General features: G+C 29.3%; 16 protein-coding genes. 11 read left to right on the forward strand and 5 right to left on the reverse strand.

Annotated elements, in window-relative coordinates:
- Positions 1-14 precede the first annotated feature (14 nt).
- From BT997_RS02580 to BT997_RS02630, 11 genes are all read left to right on the forward strand, one after another.
- On the forward strand, positions 15-998 hold the full coding sequence (locus tag BT997_RS02580) for a bifunctional oligoribonuclease/PAP phosphatase NrnA (protein WP_072679838.1): 984 nt from the start codon (positions 15-17) through the stop codon (positions 996-998).
- On the forward strand, positions 985-2,355 hold the full coding sequence (locus tag BT997_RS02585; protein ID WP_072679839.1) for a M23 family metallopeptidase: 1,371 nt from the start codon (positions 985-987) through the stop codon (positions 2,353-2,355). Before BT997_RS02580 ends, BT997_RS02585 begins: the two co-directional genes overlap by 14 nt.
- Positions 2,352-3,257: a UDP-3-O-acyl-N-acetylglucosamine deacetylase gene (gene lpxC, locus BT997_RS02590; RefSeq protein WP_072679840.1), complete on the forward strand. Its 906-nt coding sequence runs from the start codon at positions 2,352-2,354 to the stop codon at positions 3,255-3,257. Before BT997_RS02585 ends, lpxC begins: the two co-directional genes overlap by 4 nt.
- Positions 3,258-3,266: 9 nt before the next feature.
- Complete coding sequence (locus BT997_RS02595; protein WP_072679841.1) at positions 3,267-3,731, forward strand: hypothetical protein; 465 nt, start codon at positions 3,267-3,269, stop codon at positions 3,729-3,731.
- An 11-nt stretch (positions 3,732-3,742) separates the two neighbouring features.
- The gene (thrB, locus tag BT997_RS02600; protein ID WP_072679842.1) at positions 3,743-4,624 is read left to right on the forward strand and encodes a homoserine kinase; all 882 of its coding nucleotides are present in this window, start codon (positions 3,743-3,745) and stop codon (positions 4,622-4,624) included.
- A gap of 43 nt (positions 4,625-4,667) precedes the next feature.
- Positions 4,668-4,937 carry a DUF448 domain-containing protein gene (locus tag BT997_RS02605; protein ID WP_258239415.1) on the forward strand — a complete coding sequence of 90 codons (270 nt, stop codon included), beginning with the start codon at positions 4,668-4,670 and terminating at the stop codon, positions 4,935-4,937.
- The gene (gene infB, locus BT997_RS02610) at positions 4,927-7,614 is read left to right on the forward strand and encodes a translation initiation factor IF-2 (RefSeq protein ID WP_072679844.1); all 2,688 of its coding nucleotides are present in this window, start codon (positions 4,927-4,929) and stop codon (positions 7,612-7,614) included. Before BT997_RS02605 ends, infB begins: the two co-directional genes overlap by 11 nt.
- A gap of 15 nt (positions 7,615-7,629) precedes the next feature.
- Entirely contained in the window at positions 7,630-7,989 is a 360-nt protein-coding gene (rbfA, locus tag BT997_RS02615) for a 30S ribosome-binding factor RbfA (protein ID WP_072679845.1), read from the forward strand.
- Positions 7,986-8,414, forward strand: a complete 429-nt coding sequence (rimP, locus tag BT997_RS02620) for a ribosome maturation factor RimP (RefSeq protein WP_072679846.1) — start codon at positions 7,986-7,988, stop codon at positions 8,412-8,414. The genes rbfA and rimP overlap by 4 nt, the downstream gene beginning before the upstream one ends.
- Before the next feature lie 85 nt (positions 8,415-8,499).
- Positions 8,500-9,507: a bifunctional diaminohydroxyphosphoribosylaminopyrimidine deaminase/5-amino-6-(5-phosphoribosylamino)uracil reductase RibD gene (gene ribD, locus BT997_RS02625; RefSeq protein WP_072679847.1), complete on the forward strand. Its 1,008-nt coding sequence runs from the start codon at positions 8,500-8,502 to the stop codon at positions 9,505-9,507.
- A 17-nt stretch (positions 9,508-9,524) separates the two neighbouring features.
- Positions 9,525-9,935 (forward strand): hypothetical protein, encoded by a 411-nt coding sequence (locus BT997_RS02630; protein WP_072679848.1) that lies wholly within the window; start codon positions 9,525-9,527, stop codon positions 9,933-9,935.
- A gap of 288 nt (positions 9,936-10,223) precedes the next feature.
- Here the strand turns inward: BT997_RS02630 and efp are convergent, their stop codons facing one another.
- The 5 genes from efp to aroA all read right to left on the reverse strand — a co-directional run bounded on the left by efp (position 10,224) and on the right by aroA (position 16,313).
- The gene (gene efp, locus BT997_RS02635; protein WP_072679849.1) at positions 10,224-10,784 is read right to left on the reverse strand and encodes an elongation factor P; all 561 of its coding nucleotides are present in this window, start codon (positions 10,782-10,784) and stop codon (positions 10,224-10,226) included.
- 9 nt (positions 10,785-10,793) lie between these two features.
- Positions 10,794-12,377: a phosphoglycerate dehydrogenase gene (serA, locus tag BT997_RS02640; RefSeq protein WP_072679850.1), complete on the reverse strand. Its 1,584-nt coding sequence runs from the start codon at positions 12,375-12,377 to the stop codon at positions 10,794-10,796.
- 17 nt (positions 12,378-12,394) lie between these two features.
- Positions 12,395-14,047: a 30S ribosomal protein S1 gene (locus tag BT997_RS02645; protein WP_072679851.1), complete on the reverse strand. Its 1,653-nt coding sequence runs from the start codon at positions 14,045-14,047 to the stop codon at positions 12,395-12,397.
- A gap of 73 nt (positions 14,048-14,120) precedes the next feature.
- Positions 14,121-14,954 carry a 4-hydroxy-3-methylbut-2-enyl diphosphate reductase gene (locus BT997_RS02650; RefSeq protein WP_072679852.1) on the reverse strand — a complete coding sequence of 278 codons (834 nt, stop codon included), beginning with the start codon at positions 14,952-14,954 and terminating at the stop codon, positions 14,121-14,123.
- Positions 14,955-15,032: 78 nt separating this feature from the next.
- On the reverse strand, positions 15,033-16,313 hold the full coding sequence (aroA, locus tag BT997_RS02655) for a 3-phosphoshikimate 1-carboxyvinyltransferase (RefSeq protein WP_072679853.1): 1,281 nt from the start codon (positions 16,311-16,313) through the stop codon (positions 15,033-15,035).
- Between the last annotated feature and the right edge of the window lie 11 nt (positions 16,314-16,324).

Below are 16,324 nucleotides of genomic sequence, written 5' to 3' on the forward strand. Positions count from 1 at the left end.
GCATACTACATCTTATGAAAAAAGACTTTATAGTTAGTAATAAAATTAATATGTCAGATTATGCAAAAGCTTTAGAGCTTATTGAAAAGAGTAGATATATACTCATAATAACACATGTAAATCCTGATGCAGATTCTATATCATCTGCATTGGCTTTATCTAATTTATTTCATGAAAATAAAATTAAACACAAAGTTTTTAATATAAGTTCAGATTTACCTCAGAACTTAAATTTCATGGAGAAATTTGATAAAATTACTGACCAATTTCCTAAATTCTTTGATTTAGCTATTTCTGTTGATTGTGGAACTATAAAAAGATTAGGTTTTGAACTTGACCCTGAAATTCCATTAATCAATTTTGACCATCACAAATCAAATAACAATTATGGAACTGTAAACTTAGTTGATCCTATGAAAAGTTCAACGGCTGAAATTGTATATGATTTTTTCAAATATAATGGATTATATATAACAAAACATACAGCAACAGCTTTGTATGTTGGTATTTATGATGACTCTTTAGCTTTTTCACTTGGGCGTTGTGATGAAATGACTTTTGACAAAGTTAATCATTTAGTTGAATTTGGAGCTAGTCCTTCAGATATTGCAAATAAGATGAAAAGAAGAGATTCTTTAGCCAAATATAGAATTATTCCCAAAGTATTAGAGAGTCTTGAACTTTATAATGAAGGTCAAGTTGCAACAATACATGCAAAAGAAGAATGGTTTAAAGAAACAGGTGCTCATAATAGAGATTGTGAAGATGCTTTAAATATGATTATGAGTATGCATATTGTAAAAGTTGCCTTCTTTGTAAGAATAGTAAATAACGTGAGTCGTGTTTCTCTTCGCTCAAAAGGTAAAATAGATGTATCAAAAGTAGCTGGAAAGTTTGATGGCGGAGGTCATTTTAATGCAGCTGGTTGTACTTTAGATACTTTAAATATAGAAAATGTAATTGAAATAGTTTTAAAGGAAGTTCTTGAGACGACGTAGTAATAATAGTTTAAAAAATATTTTATCATTAATTATTGTTTTATTAATTATAGCAGCAGGTGTATTTATTTATTTATCCCCTCAATTTGAAAAAAATAAACCAAAAATTGCCTTTGAGAATAATGGATATTGGAATTTAAAAGATAAGTTAACTGTATCTCTTTTTGATCAAAGTGGAATTAAATCTTATAAGGTTTATTATAAAAAGCCTAATAGTGAAACTGTTTTATTAGGGAAAAGTATTAGTGCTAAACAAACAAGTGTTATGTTTAGTATAGAAGGTTTTATTTTAGAACCAAACACAGAAAAAGTAAAACTAGCAATTGAAGTTATAGATAATAGTAATTGGAACTTTTTCCAAGGTAATAAAACTTATCAAGAGTTTGAGTTAAATATTGATAGAAAAAAACCTATTGCAAATATTGTATCAAATTCATATAATATAAAACGTGGTGGAAGTGCGGCAGTTGTTGTAGAAGTTAGTGATAAAAACTTAAGTGAAAAATATATATCTTTTAATAATAAATATAAATTTGAATTAATACCTTTTCAAAAGAAGAATTTTTATGCAGCTATTATTGCATGGCCAATTGAAGTTGAAGAATTTCAAAGAGTTAATTTAGTAGCTATTGATAAAGCAAATAATAAAAGTGTGACAAAAGTTCCTTTATACATAAAAGACTTAAAAATTAAAAATGATATTATAAATATTTCAAAAAAGTTTATAGATAAAGTTTCTATCCCTGTATTGAAAAAGAGTGACTATGTAATTCCTTCTAACAATGTAGAAATTTTTGTTAAGCAAAATAAAAAATTAAGACAAGAAAATATTGATACAATTAGAAATGTCTCTTTAAAAAATATGTCTCGAGATATAATTAAAAAATATAAAGTCAATGCATTTAAAAGATTAGAAGGCTCTAAAACATTTGCAGGTTTTGCAGAAAGAAGACAATATTTTTATGAAAAAGAAAAAATTGATGAAGCTTGGCATTTAGGAATGGATTGGGCAAGTATTAAACATGCTCCAATAAAAGTTTCAAATGCAGGAAAAGTTATCTTTGATGATTTCTTAGGAATATATGGTAATACTTTAATTGTAGATCATAAACTAGGGTTACAGTCTTTATATGCTCACACAAGTAAATTTCATGTAAAAGTTGATGATGAAGTAAAAAGAAACCAAAAAATTGCAAATACAGGTTCAACAGGAGCAGTATTTGGAGATCATTTACATTTTGGAGTTTTAGTTCAAGGTTTAGAAGTAAATCCTTTAGAGTGGATGGATAAAACTTGGATAAAAACTAGAATACTAAATGTTTTAGATGAAGCTAATGAGGTAATAAAAACTAAATGAAACAAAGAACAATAGCAAAAAGTATAGAAATAGTTGGAATAGGGCTTCATAAAGGAGTTCCTGTTAAGATGAAACTAGAGCCTCTTGATTCTGATATGGGAATAGTTTTTTATAGAGTTGATGAAGGGGTTACCATTCCTCTTAAAATTGAAAACGTAGTTGATACAAAAATGGCTACAGTAATTGGAAAAGATGGCGTGGTTGTTTCAACTATTGAACATCTATTATCTGCTGTATATGCATATGGAATTGATAATTTACGTGTTGTAATTGATAATGATGAGGTTCCTGTTCTTGATGGAAGTTCTTCTGGATATTGTATGTTAATAGATGAAGCAGGAATTAAAGAACTTGATAAATCAAAAAAAGCTATTAAAATAAAAAAAGAAGTTGAGATTACAACTGAAGATGGGAAAAGGGTAGCCCTTAAACCCTCAAACCATATTATCTATGATTTTTCAATTGATTTTGAACATCCAGTTATTGGAGAGCAAGATTTTCATTTTGATTATTCAATTGCTGAATATAAAGAAAATATAAGTAGGGCTAGAACTTTTGGGTTCTTACATGAGGTCCAATATTTACGAAGTATTGGTTTAGCACAAGGTGGTAGTATGGAAAATGCTATTGTTCTTGACCAGTCAAAAGTTTTAAATCCTGAAGGCTTAAGATACGATAATGAATTTGTAAGACATAAAATTTTAGATGCAATTGGAGATATGGCTCTTCTTGGATATACAATTGTAGGTGAATATGGTGCACATGCAGGGAGTCATCATTTAAATCATCTTCTTACAAAAAAAGTATATGAAGATGAAGCAAATTATGAGATTATTGATTTAGAAGAAGCAGATGAAGAAGCACAAGTATTTGAATTAGCATATTCAAAAGTTGAAGTATAAAAGGTAAAAATGATAGAAGTTTTAGTTATAAGTATTTCAAAACCTCTTTTAATTGGAATATATGAAAATAAAAAACTGATAAAAACATATAAAGATGATGGTAAAACATCTGATGTTTTACCTATTGTTTTTGAAAAAATATTAAAAGAATTTAATATTAAAAGAATTTCTTATGTAAATACACCTGGTTCATATATGGCTATTAAAGTAGCTTATGTTTTTTTAAAAACAATTAGTATTACAAAAAATATAGAATTAAAAGCTTGTAGTGGATTTGAATTTAATCAAAATTCTCCAATAAAGGCCTTAGGGAAAAAATACTTTATAAATGACTCAAATGAAAAAGAAGATAACGTTAAAGTAGACTTTTTAGATAATAATACTAAAATACACGACTTTGAATTACCAAATGTTCTAGAAAATATAAATTTTTCTTCTGAAACATTACCAATATATAATTTACCTGCAGTTTAAAAGGAAAAAAGTTGAAAATAAGCGTTCCCGCTACTAGTGCGAATTTAGGTCCTGGATTTGATACATTAGGATTAGCTATATCATTACATAATCAAGTTATTATTAAACCATCAAAATTTCATAGTGTATCATTACGAGGTGAGGGTTCAAATAACCCAGTATTAAAAGACAATAATATGTTTATTGCAATATTTAACGATTTTTATCATAATTTATCACATAAAAAAAGACATTTTAGATTTGAATTTAGTAATGAAATTCCTCTTTCACGTGGACTTGGAAGTTCTTCTGCTGTAATTGTTTCAGCAATTGCTAGTGCTTATGCAATTGAAGGAATAAAATTAGAAAAAGAAAAGTTATTAAATTTAGCACTTGCATATGAGAATCATCCAGATAATATTACGCCTGCTGTTATGGGTGGATTTAATGTTGCAACAGTACAAGATAATGAAGTGAAATATATAAAAAAGAATATGCCAAATAACTTAAAATCAATTGTAGTTATTCCTAATAGACCTATGTCTACGCAATTATCGCGAAAATCACTTCCTTATAAATATTCAAAAGAAGATACAATATTTAATATTTCTCATTCTTCTTTACTTACAGCAGCATTTATTAGTCAAGATTGGGAGATGCTAAGAACTGCATCTTTGGATAAAATCCATCAAAAATATAGAATGAAACAGATGCCAGAATTATTTGATGTTCAAAAAACATCTCTTAAAAATGGTTCTTTAATGAGTACATTATCTGGTTCAGGTTCAACACTATTCTCATTATGTTATAAAGAAGACGCACAAAGATTAGAACGTGAGTTAAAGAAAAAGTTTCCTCATTTTAAAGTTCTATCATGTAACTTTGACAATGATGGCGTAAGAGTAGAAGATTAAAAACTATACAATTAAGTAAAAATTAGGTATAATATTGGCTATTTTGAAAAAACCTATTCGAACATGTATCATTTGTAGGAATAAATTTCATCAAAATGATATGCTTCGTTTGAAGTGTGAAGATAAAAAACTTGTACCATTTGATAGTAATGGCAGAAGTTTTTATATCTGTAATGATTGTGTTTCAATACTAGAACATTCGCAAAACAATCAAAAAGAATACAAAAAACTAGAAAAAGCACTTTTTAGAGAGTGTAGAAATAAAGACGACTATATAGGACAACTTAAGGAGATATTAACGCATGTCAGATAACGTAAGAGTATATGAAATTGCTGAAGAGGCAGGGGCTAGTAGTAATGAAGTAATTACTAAAGCTAAAGATTTAGGGATTGAGCTTAAATCACCTCAAAGTGCAGTTTCATTTGAAGATGCAGAAGAAATTGCTAATTATATAATGACTGGTAAAAGTAAAAAACTTCCATCTAAACCAGTACCAAAAATAAAAAAAGCAACACCAAAAAAAGTAGAAGAAAAAACTGCACCTAAAGAAGAAATAAAAGAAGAAGTTAAACCTGTTCAAAAAGAAGAGGTAAAACCTGTTCAAGAAGTAAAAAAAGTAGAAGAACCTAAAGCTGAAGAGAAACCTGCAGTAAAAGAAGAACCTAAAGCTGAAGAAAAAAGCGTTAAGAGTATAACTCCTACTAAGATTATTCCTAAAAGAAGAGGTCTTAAAATTATTAAGAAGAAGAAACCAAAAGAGGTTCCTACTCCTGTGTCAAATGACACATCAATTGATACACAGCCTAAAAAAGCAATGAAATCATTGAGTGAGATTTTAGGTGGAAATGATTTATCTGATACTGCTAAAAAAGCAAATAAAGAAAATGCTCCTACTAGTAAAAAGAAAGACAAGAAAAAGAGTGTTGCAAAATCACATGATCATGGAAAAGTAATAGAACTAGATAGAGGAAGAAATGATTTCTCAAATACAAAAGTAATCAAAAATGATGATTCAAATGAGTCTTTATTAGGTGAAGAAGTATTTTTATTAGATATGGATATTACTGATAAATCAAAATTATTAGATGAACCAAAACCTCAAAATAATGATAAAAAACAATCAAGAAGTTCTAGACCTGCTGCCTTTGGAAATAGACCACAAGGTTTAAAAAGAGGTAAAAGAAAGAAAAGAGTTAAAAGAATTGAAGAAACTGTAGAAATTACAGAAGTAACAATTCCTGAAGACGTAAGAGTATATGAATTTGCAGAGGCTTGTGGAAAATCAGCTTCTGAAGTAATCACTGTACTATTTGGTCTTGGTATGATGGTAACTAAAAATGATTTCCTTAAACAAGATGAATTAGAAATTCTTGGTGAAGAATTTGAAATTGAAGTTACAGTAAAAGATGCTTTAGAAGAAGTTAATTATGTAGAAGAATACCAAGATGAAGAAATTGACGATTCTAATTTTGTAACAAGACCTCCTGTTGTTACAATTATGGGACATGTTGATCATGGTAAAACTTCATTATTAGATAAAATCAGATCTTCTAAAATTGCATCTGGTGAAGCTGGTGGAATTACTCAACATATTTCATCTTATACAATTACAAAAAATGGTGAAAAAATTACATTTGTAGATACTCCTGGACATGCTGCCTTCTCTGCTATGAGATCAAGAGGTGCTAGTGTAACTGATGTTATTATTATAGTTGTTGCTGCTGATGATGGTGTTAAGCCTCAAACAGAAGAAGTAATTTCTCATGCGAAAGCATCTGGTTGTCCAATTATTGTTGCTGTTAACAAAATAGATAAAGAGACTGCAAACATGGATATGGTTAAGGCTCAAATGGCTGAGAGAGAAATGACTCCAGTTGATTGGGGTGGAGATATTGAGTTTATTGGTGTTTCTGCATTAACAGGTGAAGGTATTGATGATTTATTAGAAAATATTTTACTTCAATCTGAAATTTTAGAGCTTCAAGCAGATCCTACTGCAAAGGCAAAAGCGACTGTTGTTGAGTCTTCTTTAGAAAAAGGAAGAGGACCAGTTGCAACTGTTATTGTTCAAAATGGTACTTTAAAAGTTGGTGATAATATTGTATGTGATACTACGTATGGTAGAGTAAAAGCAATTACAAATGATATGGGTAAACCAATCAAAGAATTAGGACTTTCTGAAACTGGTAATGTTTTAGGTTTAAATGAAGTTCCTACTTCAGGTTCGTTCTTAGTTGCACAAGATTCTGATAAAGAAGCTAGAGAAATTGCAAATACAAGAGCAGAACATGCAAGAGCTAAAGAGCTTTCTAAATCTACTAAAGTTTCTCTTGAAGAGATGAGTGGATTAATTGCAGAAGGTAAAATCAAAGCACTTCCAGTAATTATTAAAACTGATGTAGGTGGTTCTTTAGAAGCTATTAAAGGTTCATTAGAAAAAATCCAAAATGAAGAAGTAAAAGTAAAAGTAATTCACGCTGGTGTTGGTGGAATTACTGAATCTGATTTAGTTCTTGCTGGTGCATCTGAGGGATGTATTATCTTAGGATTTAATGTAAGACCTACTGGTTCTGTTAAACAAAAAGCAAAAGCTGATGGAATAGCTATTAATACATATACAATTATTTATGATTTAATTGATGATGTTAAAGATGCTCTTTCTGGTATGATGAGTGCAGTTATTAGAGAAGAGAATACTGGACAAGCTGAAGTTAGAGATACATTCGTTGTACCAAAAATTGGTACAGTTGCAGGTTGTTTAGTAACTGATGGAAAAGTAATCAGAGGTGGACATGCAAGAATCATTAGAGAAGGTATCGTAACTTATACTGGTAAGATTTCAAGTCTTAAGAGATTTAAAGATGATGTTAAAGAAGTTGCAAACGGTTATGAATGTGGTATTATGTTTGATAAATTTAATGATATTAAAGTTGGTGATTTCATTGAAACATTTATTCAGATTGAAGAAAAAGTTCATATCGACGATTAATATAAAGATAAGATATTGAAAAGTATAAATATACAAAGAACAGAGTCTTTATTAATGGAGTTAGTTCCTGAAGCCTTATCAACTCTTAGTGATAGTAGAATTAACTCTTTACCAATTACAGGTGTAAACTGTAAAAATGGTAAATATGATGCAACAGTATACTTTGATGGAAGTGATTTTGAACAAAAAGAAATACCTGGAGTTATATCTGCTTTAACAAAAGCAAATGGTAGAATAAAATCATATGTTTTAAGTAGTACAGGTTGGTATAAGTGTCCTACATTTAAATTTGTTAATGACACTTCATTAGAATCTTCAAAAAATATTGAAGATTTGTTTAGACAAATTGAAAAAGATAAAAAGAGTGAATCATGAATTTAGAAGAATCAATTGAAATAGCAGTTCAAGGTTGTGATGCTGAGCTTTATGATATTGTTACAACAAAAGAACATGATAGAAATATTTTTAGAATTTATGTAACAGCTCCAGATGGAATTTCACTAGATAAATGTGCAGAAATTTCTAGAATGATTTCTCCAATTTTAGATATTGAAGAACCAATGCATGGAAATTATAATTTAGAAGTAAGTTCTCCTGGTATTGAAAGAAAATTAAAGAAACCGCAGCATTATAAAGCCTCTGTTGGTGAAAATGTTAGAGTAAAAGATTTTAATAAAGATATTGTAAAAGGAAAATTAACTTTTGCAGATGAAAATGAAATAAAAGTATCTACAGACCATGGTGAAGAAATAATAAGCTATGATGAAATATCAGCAGCTTCTACTTACTATGAGTGGTAAAATATAAAAGAATTTTAAATAAAAAGGAAGTTGATTTTCAACTTCCTTTTTTTATATCTAAAAATAAGTAAAAAAGAGAGAATACGTGAAAATAGATGATAATTTTTATATGAAACTTGCTATTGATGAAGCATGGAAATATCAGTTTCTAACCTATCCTAATCCTGCTGTTGGTTGTGTAGTAGTTAAAAATGGAGAAATATTATCTATTGAAGCACATAAAGAGGCTGGTCTAGCTCATGCTGAAGTAAATGCATTAAAAGCTGCATATTTAAAAAAACATCCAAATGATGTACTTAAAACAAAAAATAATGCTTTCGATATACATGAATATCTAATAAAAAAACATAAGGGATTTTTTGAAGATTGTGAAGTATATGTGACCTTAGAACCATGTAATCATGTAGGAAAAACCCCCTCTTGTGCAAACCTCCTAAAAGAGTTAAAACCCAAAAGAGTAATTCTAGGACATGAGGACATAAATAAAGAAGCCTCGGGAGGCTGTGAAACACTTAAAAATGTAAATATAGAGGTTAGTACTAATTGTATGAAAAAAGAAGCCTATGACCTTTTATATCCATTTATAAAGTGGACAAGTGGAACATTTATATTTTATAAAATGGCACAAACACTAAATGGTTCTATAGATGGACAAATATCAGGAAATCAAGCTAAAGCATATGTACATAGCCTACGAGATAAAATTGATTTGATGATTATAGGTGGAAATACAGTTAGAACTGATAAACCAACTTTAGATGCAAGATATATTGCAGGGCGGGCTCCAAATATAATGATATATTCAAAAAACAAAGTTTTTGATAATAATATACCACTATTTAAAATACCGAATAGAGAAGTGATTATAAGTGATGACTTATTTAAACTTTTGGATTACAAGTTTGTGATGGTAGAAGGTGTTTATAATTTAATGGAAGTTTTAAAAGAGAGATTAGATTTAATTGTGTTAGTTGTGAGTCCTAAGATTAGAAAAGGGATTAATGCTTTATCTGAGATTGATATTGATTTTGAGATTGTTCATGAGAATTATATTGGGGATGAGAAGATTATTTATCTTAGACGAATAAACTAAATTTTATAGGAATTGAAATGAGAATATTTTTTTTATTTATTGGAATAAGTTTTATTGCAATAGTATTTTTTAATGATAATATTAATAGTAGCAATCCATATGATATTAAAATAAATGATGATTATGTAAAAAAAGAACTAATCTCAAAAGATGGCAAAGTAAAAATAGTTTTAACAATAGAAGAGTATGGAGGAGCAACAGGTTCATTTAGAAATAAGCTTTATATTGCAAATATTAAAAATGATAAATTGGAGAATATAAAATTGATACTTGAAGCTGATAGTATAGTTATTAAATCTATTGAATGGACAAGTTTAAACACAGTAAATATAGAAAGTTCTGTAGGTAAAGTTTTCCATTTTTCAAATTATTGGTGGAATAAAAAGAATAAATTAACTTATTATATGAATCTATCAACAAAAAATTAAAATAATATAGCTTTGGTCAAGGTACAATTTGATTTTTTGTTTCGTTTTTTAAAAAATGAAAGGAAAAGATTCTAAAAGTTTGTTTTTATATATAAATTTATAAAGATTAAATTTCTAAAAAAGAAGCTTTAAGATAGTTCTTTTCTCACAATGCCTTGCTTCGTTTTACTCAGCTTCGACAATACTCTCTATCGAGCAAGTTCACATCGGCTTCGTATGTTTTTTCTTAAAAAACAAATACTCCGCTTAAATAGCTAAAAGAGTGAAACTCTTCACTCTTTTTTAATGCTATTTAACTTTTTCTAGATACTCACCAGTTCTCGTGTCACATTTAATAATATCACCTTCGATTAAGTGAAATGGTATTTGAACTACAGCACCACATTCAAGAGTTGCTGGTTTTTTACCACCTTGTGAATCACCTTTGAAGTTAGGTGGAGTTTCTACAATTTTCATTTCAACAGTCATTGGTGGTTCAACAGTAATTGCTTCACCTTTAAAGAACATCATTTCAACATTCATTCCATCGATAATCCATTTTTCAGTATCACCAACTTGATCATATGTTAAACCTATTTGATCATAAGTATCTGTATCCATAAATTGTAACATTTCACCATCGTCATATAAAAACTGCATAGTTTTTTGTTGTAAATCTGGAATTCCAAATTTATCACCTGCGTGAAATGTTTTTTCAATAGTTTTTGCATTTAGGTAGTTTTTGATTTTACATCTTACAAATGCAGCACCTTTACCAGGTTTAACATGTGCATAGTCTGTAATTTTATATGGAATACCATCCACTTCAATTTTCATACCTTTTTTTAAGTCACTCATTCCTAAAGCCATAGGTTCTCCTTAAATTTCTGCGTAAGCTACAGAAATAGCAGCTTCAAGAGTTTTGATTTGTTCTAAAATATCACTTTTGATAGATTCATCAACTAAAATTACAGCTAATGCAGAATCTTTTCCACGTGCAAGTCTAAAGTCCGAGATATTAATATTATTATCTCCTAGAATTTGACCTACATGTCCAATAAAACCAGGGATATCTGAGTTTCTTAATAAAATCATTTTCCCTTTAGGTTCAACATCAAAATCGAAACCATTTAATTCTACAATTCTTTGTACATCTTCATCAAACACAGTACCAGAAATAGTATTTACACCTTTTTCTGTTGTTATTTTTACAGTAACTTTATTACTGTATCCACTACAATGGTTGATTTCACAAGAATCAAATTTAATACCTTTTTCTTCTGCTAAGAATTTTGCATTTACGTAGTTTACTTCATCTCCTGCTGAAACACTTAATGCTCCAACAGTAGCAAATGTACATAAAGATTCTAAATATTCTTTAATTTCACCATGTGCACAAACTGAAATAGATCTAATTGCAGATTTATCTGATTGCGCAGAAAGAAATGCCATCTTTTGAGTTAATTCAATATATGGCTTAACAAATGATGGGATTTTACTCTCATCAATTGGTAAGTTAAGAGCATTTGGATATGCAATACCTCTTGCAGATTCAATAGCATTTTCAGCTGCTTGAGTTGCAATTTTTCTTTGAGATTCTCTTGTATTTGCACCTAAGTGAGCAGTTACAGTAATATTTGGTAAATCTAAAAGTTTATTGTCAGTTGCAGGTTCTTTGATAAATACATCAATTCCTGCCATTGCAATTTTCCCAGATTTAAGGTTATTATATAATGCATCTTCATTATATAATCCACCTCTTGCACAGTTGATTAGGATAACTCCATCTTTCATCTTTGCAATTTCTTCTTCACCAATCATATTGATTGTTTCTGGATTTTTTGGAGTATGTATTGTAATAATATCACAGTCTAAAATATCATTAAAATCTGTTGTATATCCAATACCTAAATCAGTTGCTTTTGTTGAAGGAATATATGGGTCGTAAGTTATTACGTCCATTTCAAATGATTTAGCTCTTAATGCAACTCTATGCCCAATGTTACCAAAACCGATAACACCAAGTTTTTTACCATAAAGTTCATTTCCATACCAATCTTCTCTTTTCCATACTCGGTCTTGTTTCAATTGGTTATGTGCATAAGGAAATTTTCTCATACAAGATAGCATGTGCGCCATAGTTAATTCAACAGCAGCAATCGTGTTTGCTGTTGGAACGTTCATAGCAATGATTCCTCTTTTGCTACAACCTTCCATATCAACGTTATCATAACCTACACCTGCTCTAATAATAGCTTTTAGGTTAACTGCCGCACTTAAAAATTTCTCATCAACATCAGTTGAACTTCTAGTAATTGCTACGTCTGCATCTTTAACTACATCTAAAAGTGCAGTTTTATCAATATCAGCAGCATATACATAGTTGATATCTTCTGTATTTTGTAAGATATTTAAACCATCTTCATGAATATGATCGCAAACTACGATTGTATGTTTACTCATTTTATAAAAATCCTTAATTATTTAATTTGATCTTTTAATAAATCACCTAAAGTCATTGATGAATCATCATTAACAGCTTTTAGTACTTCTCTTTCTTGTTGTTGCTCTAATCTTTTTACAGATAATCTAACTCTATTTTTTCTAGTATCAATATTTACAACAACAGCTTCCAGCTCATCACCTGCATTAACTTCTTCATTTTCTAGTGGTCCAAAGTCTTCGTTTCTAATAAGTCCGTCTAAGTTATCTTCTAATTTAATGAAAATACCAAAGTCTTTTTTATCTTTAACAGCACCTTTTACAATATCACCAATTTTATGAGTATTTTGGAAGTTTTTAGCTGGAGAGTCAGCAATTTCTTTAACTGATAATGAGATATTTTCTTTTTCTCTATCAATTTTGATAATCTTAACTTCTACTTCGTCACCTTTTTTGTAAAGTGATTTACATTTAGCATTTGATTCCCAAGATGCTTCTTCGTTATGTAATAATCCATCAACTTCACCAATAGTAACAAATGCACCAAAGTCAGTTAAAGTAGCAATTTTACCATTTACAACATCACCAACTTTAAATTCTTTAGTGAATTTAGCGAATGGTTTTTCTTGTAAGTTTTTTAAAGATACTCTTAATCTTTTTTGCTCAACATTTAATTCAATAACTTCAACATTAACTTCTTCACCTAATGTTAATAAATCTTTTGGATTTTTAAGGTTTTTATTCCATGAAATTTCAGAAATATGTAATAAACCTTCGATGTCATTCCCTAAGTCAACAAATGCACCATATGATTCAAAGTTAGAAACAGTAACAGTAATTGTATCACCAACTTCTAATTCGTCTTTGATTTCTTCCCAAGGGTTTGCAAGTGCAGCTTTGATTGATAATGATAAGTGTTGTTTTGCTTTATCGTAAGATAATACAACAACAGAAACTTCATCACCTTCATCATAGTAATTAGCTGGGTTAACTGGACCTTTGTAAGAGATTTCATTGTAGTTAACTAAACCATCAATTCCACCTAAATCAATAAACATACCATAAGAAGTAATTTTCTTAACAATTCCGTTTACTGGCTCATTTTTCTCTAAGATTTCATTTACTTTTGCATCTTTTTGTAATTTTGATTCTTCAATTAATTTTTTTCTAGATACAATAATTGAGTTTTGTGCAGCATTTACTTTTAAAACTTTTGCTTTAACTTTTTTCCCAACTGCACCATGAGTTTTTAAGTAAGATTGAGCCATAGGCATGAAGTATTCTAACCCAGTTTCATCTTCAATAATAAATCCACCTCTGTTTTTAACAGAAATGATTTTACCTTCGATTGTAACTTCTTCTACATCTTCACCGTGTTCTTTTACAAACGTGTCAAATTTCTCTTTTTGAAGAACTTTTTTATAAGAAATAGATGGTCTTTCACCTTTATTTCCCATTAACATTACAGGGATTGTATCCCCATCTTTGAATTGTACTTCACCATTAATTGTAATTTCAGAAAGGTATAACTTTCCTTCAATTTTTTGACCAACGTCAACAAGTACACTATCACCAGTAATTTCTACAATTACACCATCAACTACAGAGTTGTTTTCAGCATTCTCAAAAGACTCATTAAGCATTTGCTCAAAGTCAAAGTCTTCACCAATTTCAATATCTTCGATACCCATTTTATTCCTTCGTATTAACCGTTTTTTATTAAATGGTGATGATTATATCGAAATTTTACTTAAATGTAATTTTTTAGTATTTTTCTATTTCATTTACTACTTGTTGAATTATCCAGTCAGGGGTCGAAGCTCCAGCAGTTATACCACATAAAGTTTTGTTTTTGAACCATGAAGAATCAAGTTCAGAAGAGTTTTCAATTAAATAAGAATTTTTACAACTTTCTAAACAAATTGAATGAAGTTGTTTTGTATTTGAAGAGTTTTTACCTCCAATTACAACCATGATATCTACCTCTTTTGATAGTTCACGTGCTGCATCTTGATTTTCAAATGTTGCATCACAAATTGTATTAAATACTCTAACTTCTTTATTTTTTAGAATAAGATTATTTACTATTTCTAAGTAGACTTCTTTTTTCTTAGTTGTTTGTGCAATAGTAGCCACTTTATCGTATTTAAAAGAGACTTTATCTAAATCTTTAGGTGTTAATACTACATGGACATCATCTTGGTTTTTACCATAAGATTTAACCCCTTTAACTTCAGGATGTTCTTCGTCACCAAAAATTACAATAGAGTAATCTTTTTCTGACATTTTTTTTACAATTTGTTGTGGTGTTGTTACAAATGGACAAGTAGCATTTATTACTTTTGCGTCTTTTTGTCTTAAGTTTTTTAAATCATCTTTAGGAATACCATGTGTTCTTATAATTACTGTATCATCAGGTTTTACGTCAGTTAAATTATTATAGAGTCCAACATTATAATCATTTTTTAATCTATCAATTTCATTTTGGTTATGAATTAGAGGTCCCATTGTAGCAGAGTCTTGATATCCTTCTGCAATTTTAATTGCTCTTTTTACACCAAAACAAAAACCATAACTTGATGCTAATCTAACTTTCATATATAATCCTTAAAAATTGTCCCAATTTTTAAGGGACCTTTATTCTATACTTTCTTTAAAGAGAAGAACGAGTTGTTCTTAGTTTCTTAGCGAGTCTAATATTTCTTTAAAGTTTGGAAATGAAGTTAAAATACAATCTACATCTTCTACTTCCATATCACAATTAAGACCAGCAACTGCAAAACTCATTGCAATTCTATGATCACCATGTGAGTTTATAATAGCTTTATTTAGTGTTCCACCTGTTATTTCATATCCATCTTTATATTCACTGTATGTAACACCACATTTTTTTAGGTTTGAAACTACAGCTTCAATTCTATCTGATTCTTTAACTCTTAGTTCTTCAGCATTTTTTACAAGTGATTTACCATTTGCTAAAGACATTGCAATAGAAAGTGCTGGAAGTTCATCAATAAGCCAAGAGATATTATCTTCAACAGTTACACCATTTAATTCTTGGTGCTTTATTTCAATATCACCAATTGGTTCATATACATTTTCTTTTTCAATAAAATTAACTTCTGCACCCATTTTCTTTAAAACTTGATAAGCTTCAATTCTTGTTGGGTTTAAAGTAACATTTTTGATTACTACTCTTGAGTTAGGAGTGATTGCTGCTGCTACTGCAAAAAAGAATCCAGAGCTAGGATCAGTTGGAACTGTAATATTAAGTGGTTTAAGTGGTCCTGCTAAAGGGTGAATATTAATAAATCCATCTTTATCATTTTCTAGCTTTGCACCCATACCTTTTAACATTCTTTCAGTGTGGTCACGTGTAAGTTCATTTTCTTTATATTTTGAAACTCCATTAGCTCTAAGTGCAGCAAGTATCATTGCTGATTTTACTTGTGCAGAATCTACAGGTGAGTGATAAGTAAATGGTTTTAACTCTTTAACTCCTCTGATAAATAAAGGAGCTTTATTACCATCTTCTCTTCCATCAATATTTGCACCAATACTTCTTAATGGATTAGCAACTCTTTTCATTGGTCGCTCTCTAAGATACTTATCACCAGTTACAGTAAAAGCACCATCTACAGAAGCTAAAAGACCACAAAATAGTCTCATTCCTGTTCCTGAGTTACCACAATCTAAAATATCACTAGGTTCTGTTAATTTATTAGTTGGTGTAATTGTTACAGATGAACCTTCTCTTTTAACTTTTGCACCAAGTTGTTCTACTATATTCAAAGAGTTTATAGTATCTTCTGCTGTTAGAAAGTTTTTTATATATGAAGTTTCATTAGAAAAAAGTGAAAACATTGCACATCTATGAGATATTGATTTATCACTTGCAATTGAATTTATTTCAATATTAAACGCTTTATCTAGTCTTTTTATGTTAAAGTTGTCCACTTTTTTCCTTT

The sequence above is a fragment of the Arcobacter sp. LA11 genome (assembly GCF_001895145.1).
Taxonomy (GTDB): Bacteria; Campylobacterota; Campylobacteria; order Campylobacterales; family Arcobacteraceae; genus Halarcobacter.

Coding starts and splice junctions, on each gene's coding strand:
- BT997_RS02645 (WP_072679851.1), bottom strand. CDS start 14,047: ATGGGTATCGAAGATATTGAAATTGGTGAAGACTTTGACTTTGAGCAA.
- serA (WP_072679850.1), bottom strand. CDS start 12,377: ATGAGTAAACATACAATCGTAGTTTGCGATCATATTCATGAAGATGGT.
- infB (WP_072679844.1), top strand. CDS start 4,927: ATGTCAGATAACGTAAGAGTATATGAAATTGCTGAAGAGGCAGGGGCT.
- BT997_RS02650 (WP_072679852.1), bottom strand. CDS start 14,954: ATGAAAGTTAGATTAGCATCAAGTTATGGTTTTTGTTTTGGTGTAAAA.
- BT997_RS02630 (WP_072679848.1), top strand. CDS start 9,525: ATGAGAATATTTTTTTTATTTATTGGAATAAGTTTTATTGCAATAGTA.
- BT997_RS02595 (WP_072679841.1), top strand. CDS start 3,267: ATGATAGAAGTTTTAGTTATAAGTATTTCAAAACCTCTTTTAATTGGA.
- BT997_RS02580 (WP_072679838.1), top strand. CDS start 15: ATGAAAAAAGACTTTATAGTTAGTAATAAAATTAATATGTCAGATTAT.
- efp (WP_072679849.1), bottom strand. CDS start 10,784: ATGGCTTTAGGAATGAGTGACTTAAAAAAAGGTATGAAAATTGAAGTG.
- rimP (WP_072679846.1), top strand. CDS start 7,986: ATGAATTTAGAAGAATCAATTGAAATAGCAGTTCAAGGTTGTGATGCT.
- lpxC (WP_072679840.1), top strand. CDS start 2,352: ATGAAACAAAGAACAATAGCAAAAAGTATAGAAATAGTTGGAATAGGG.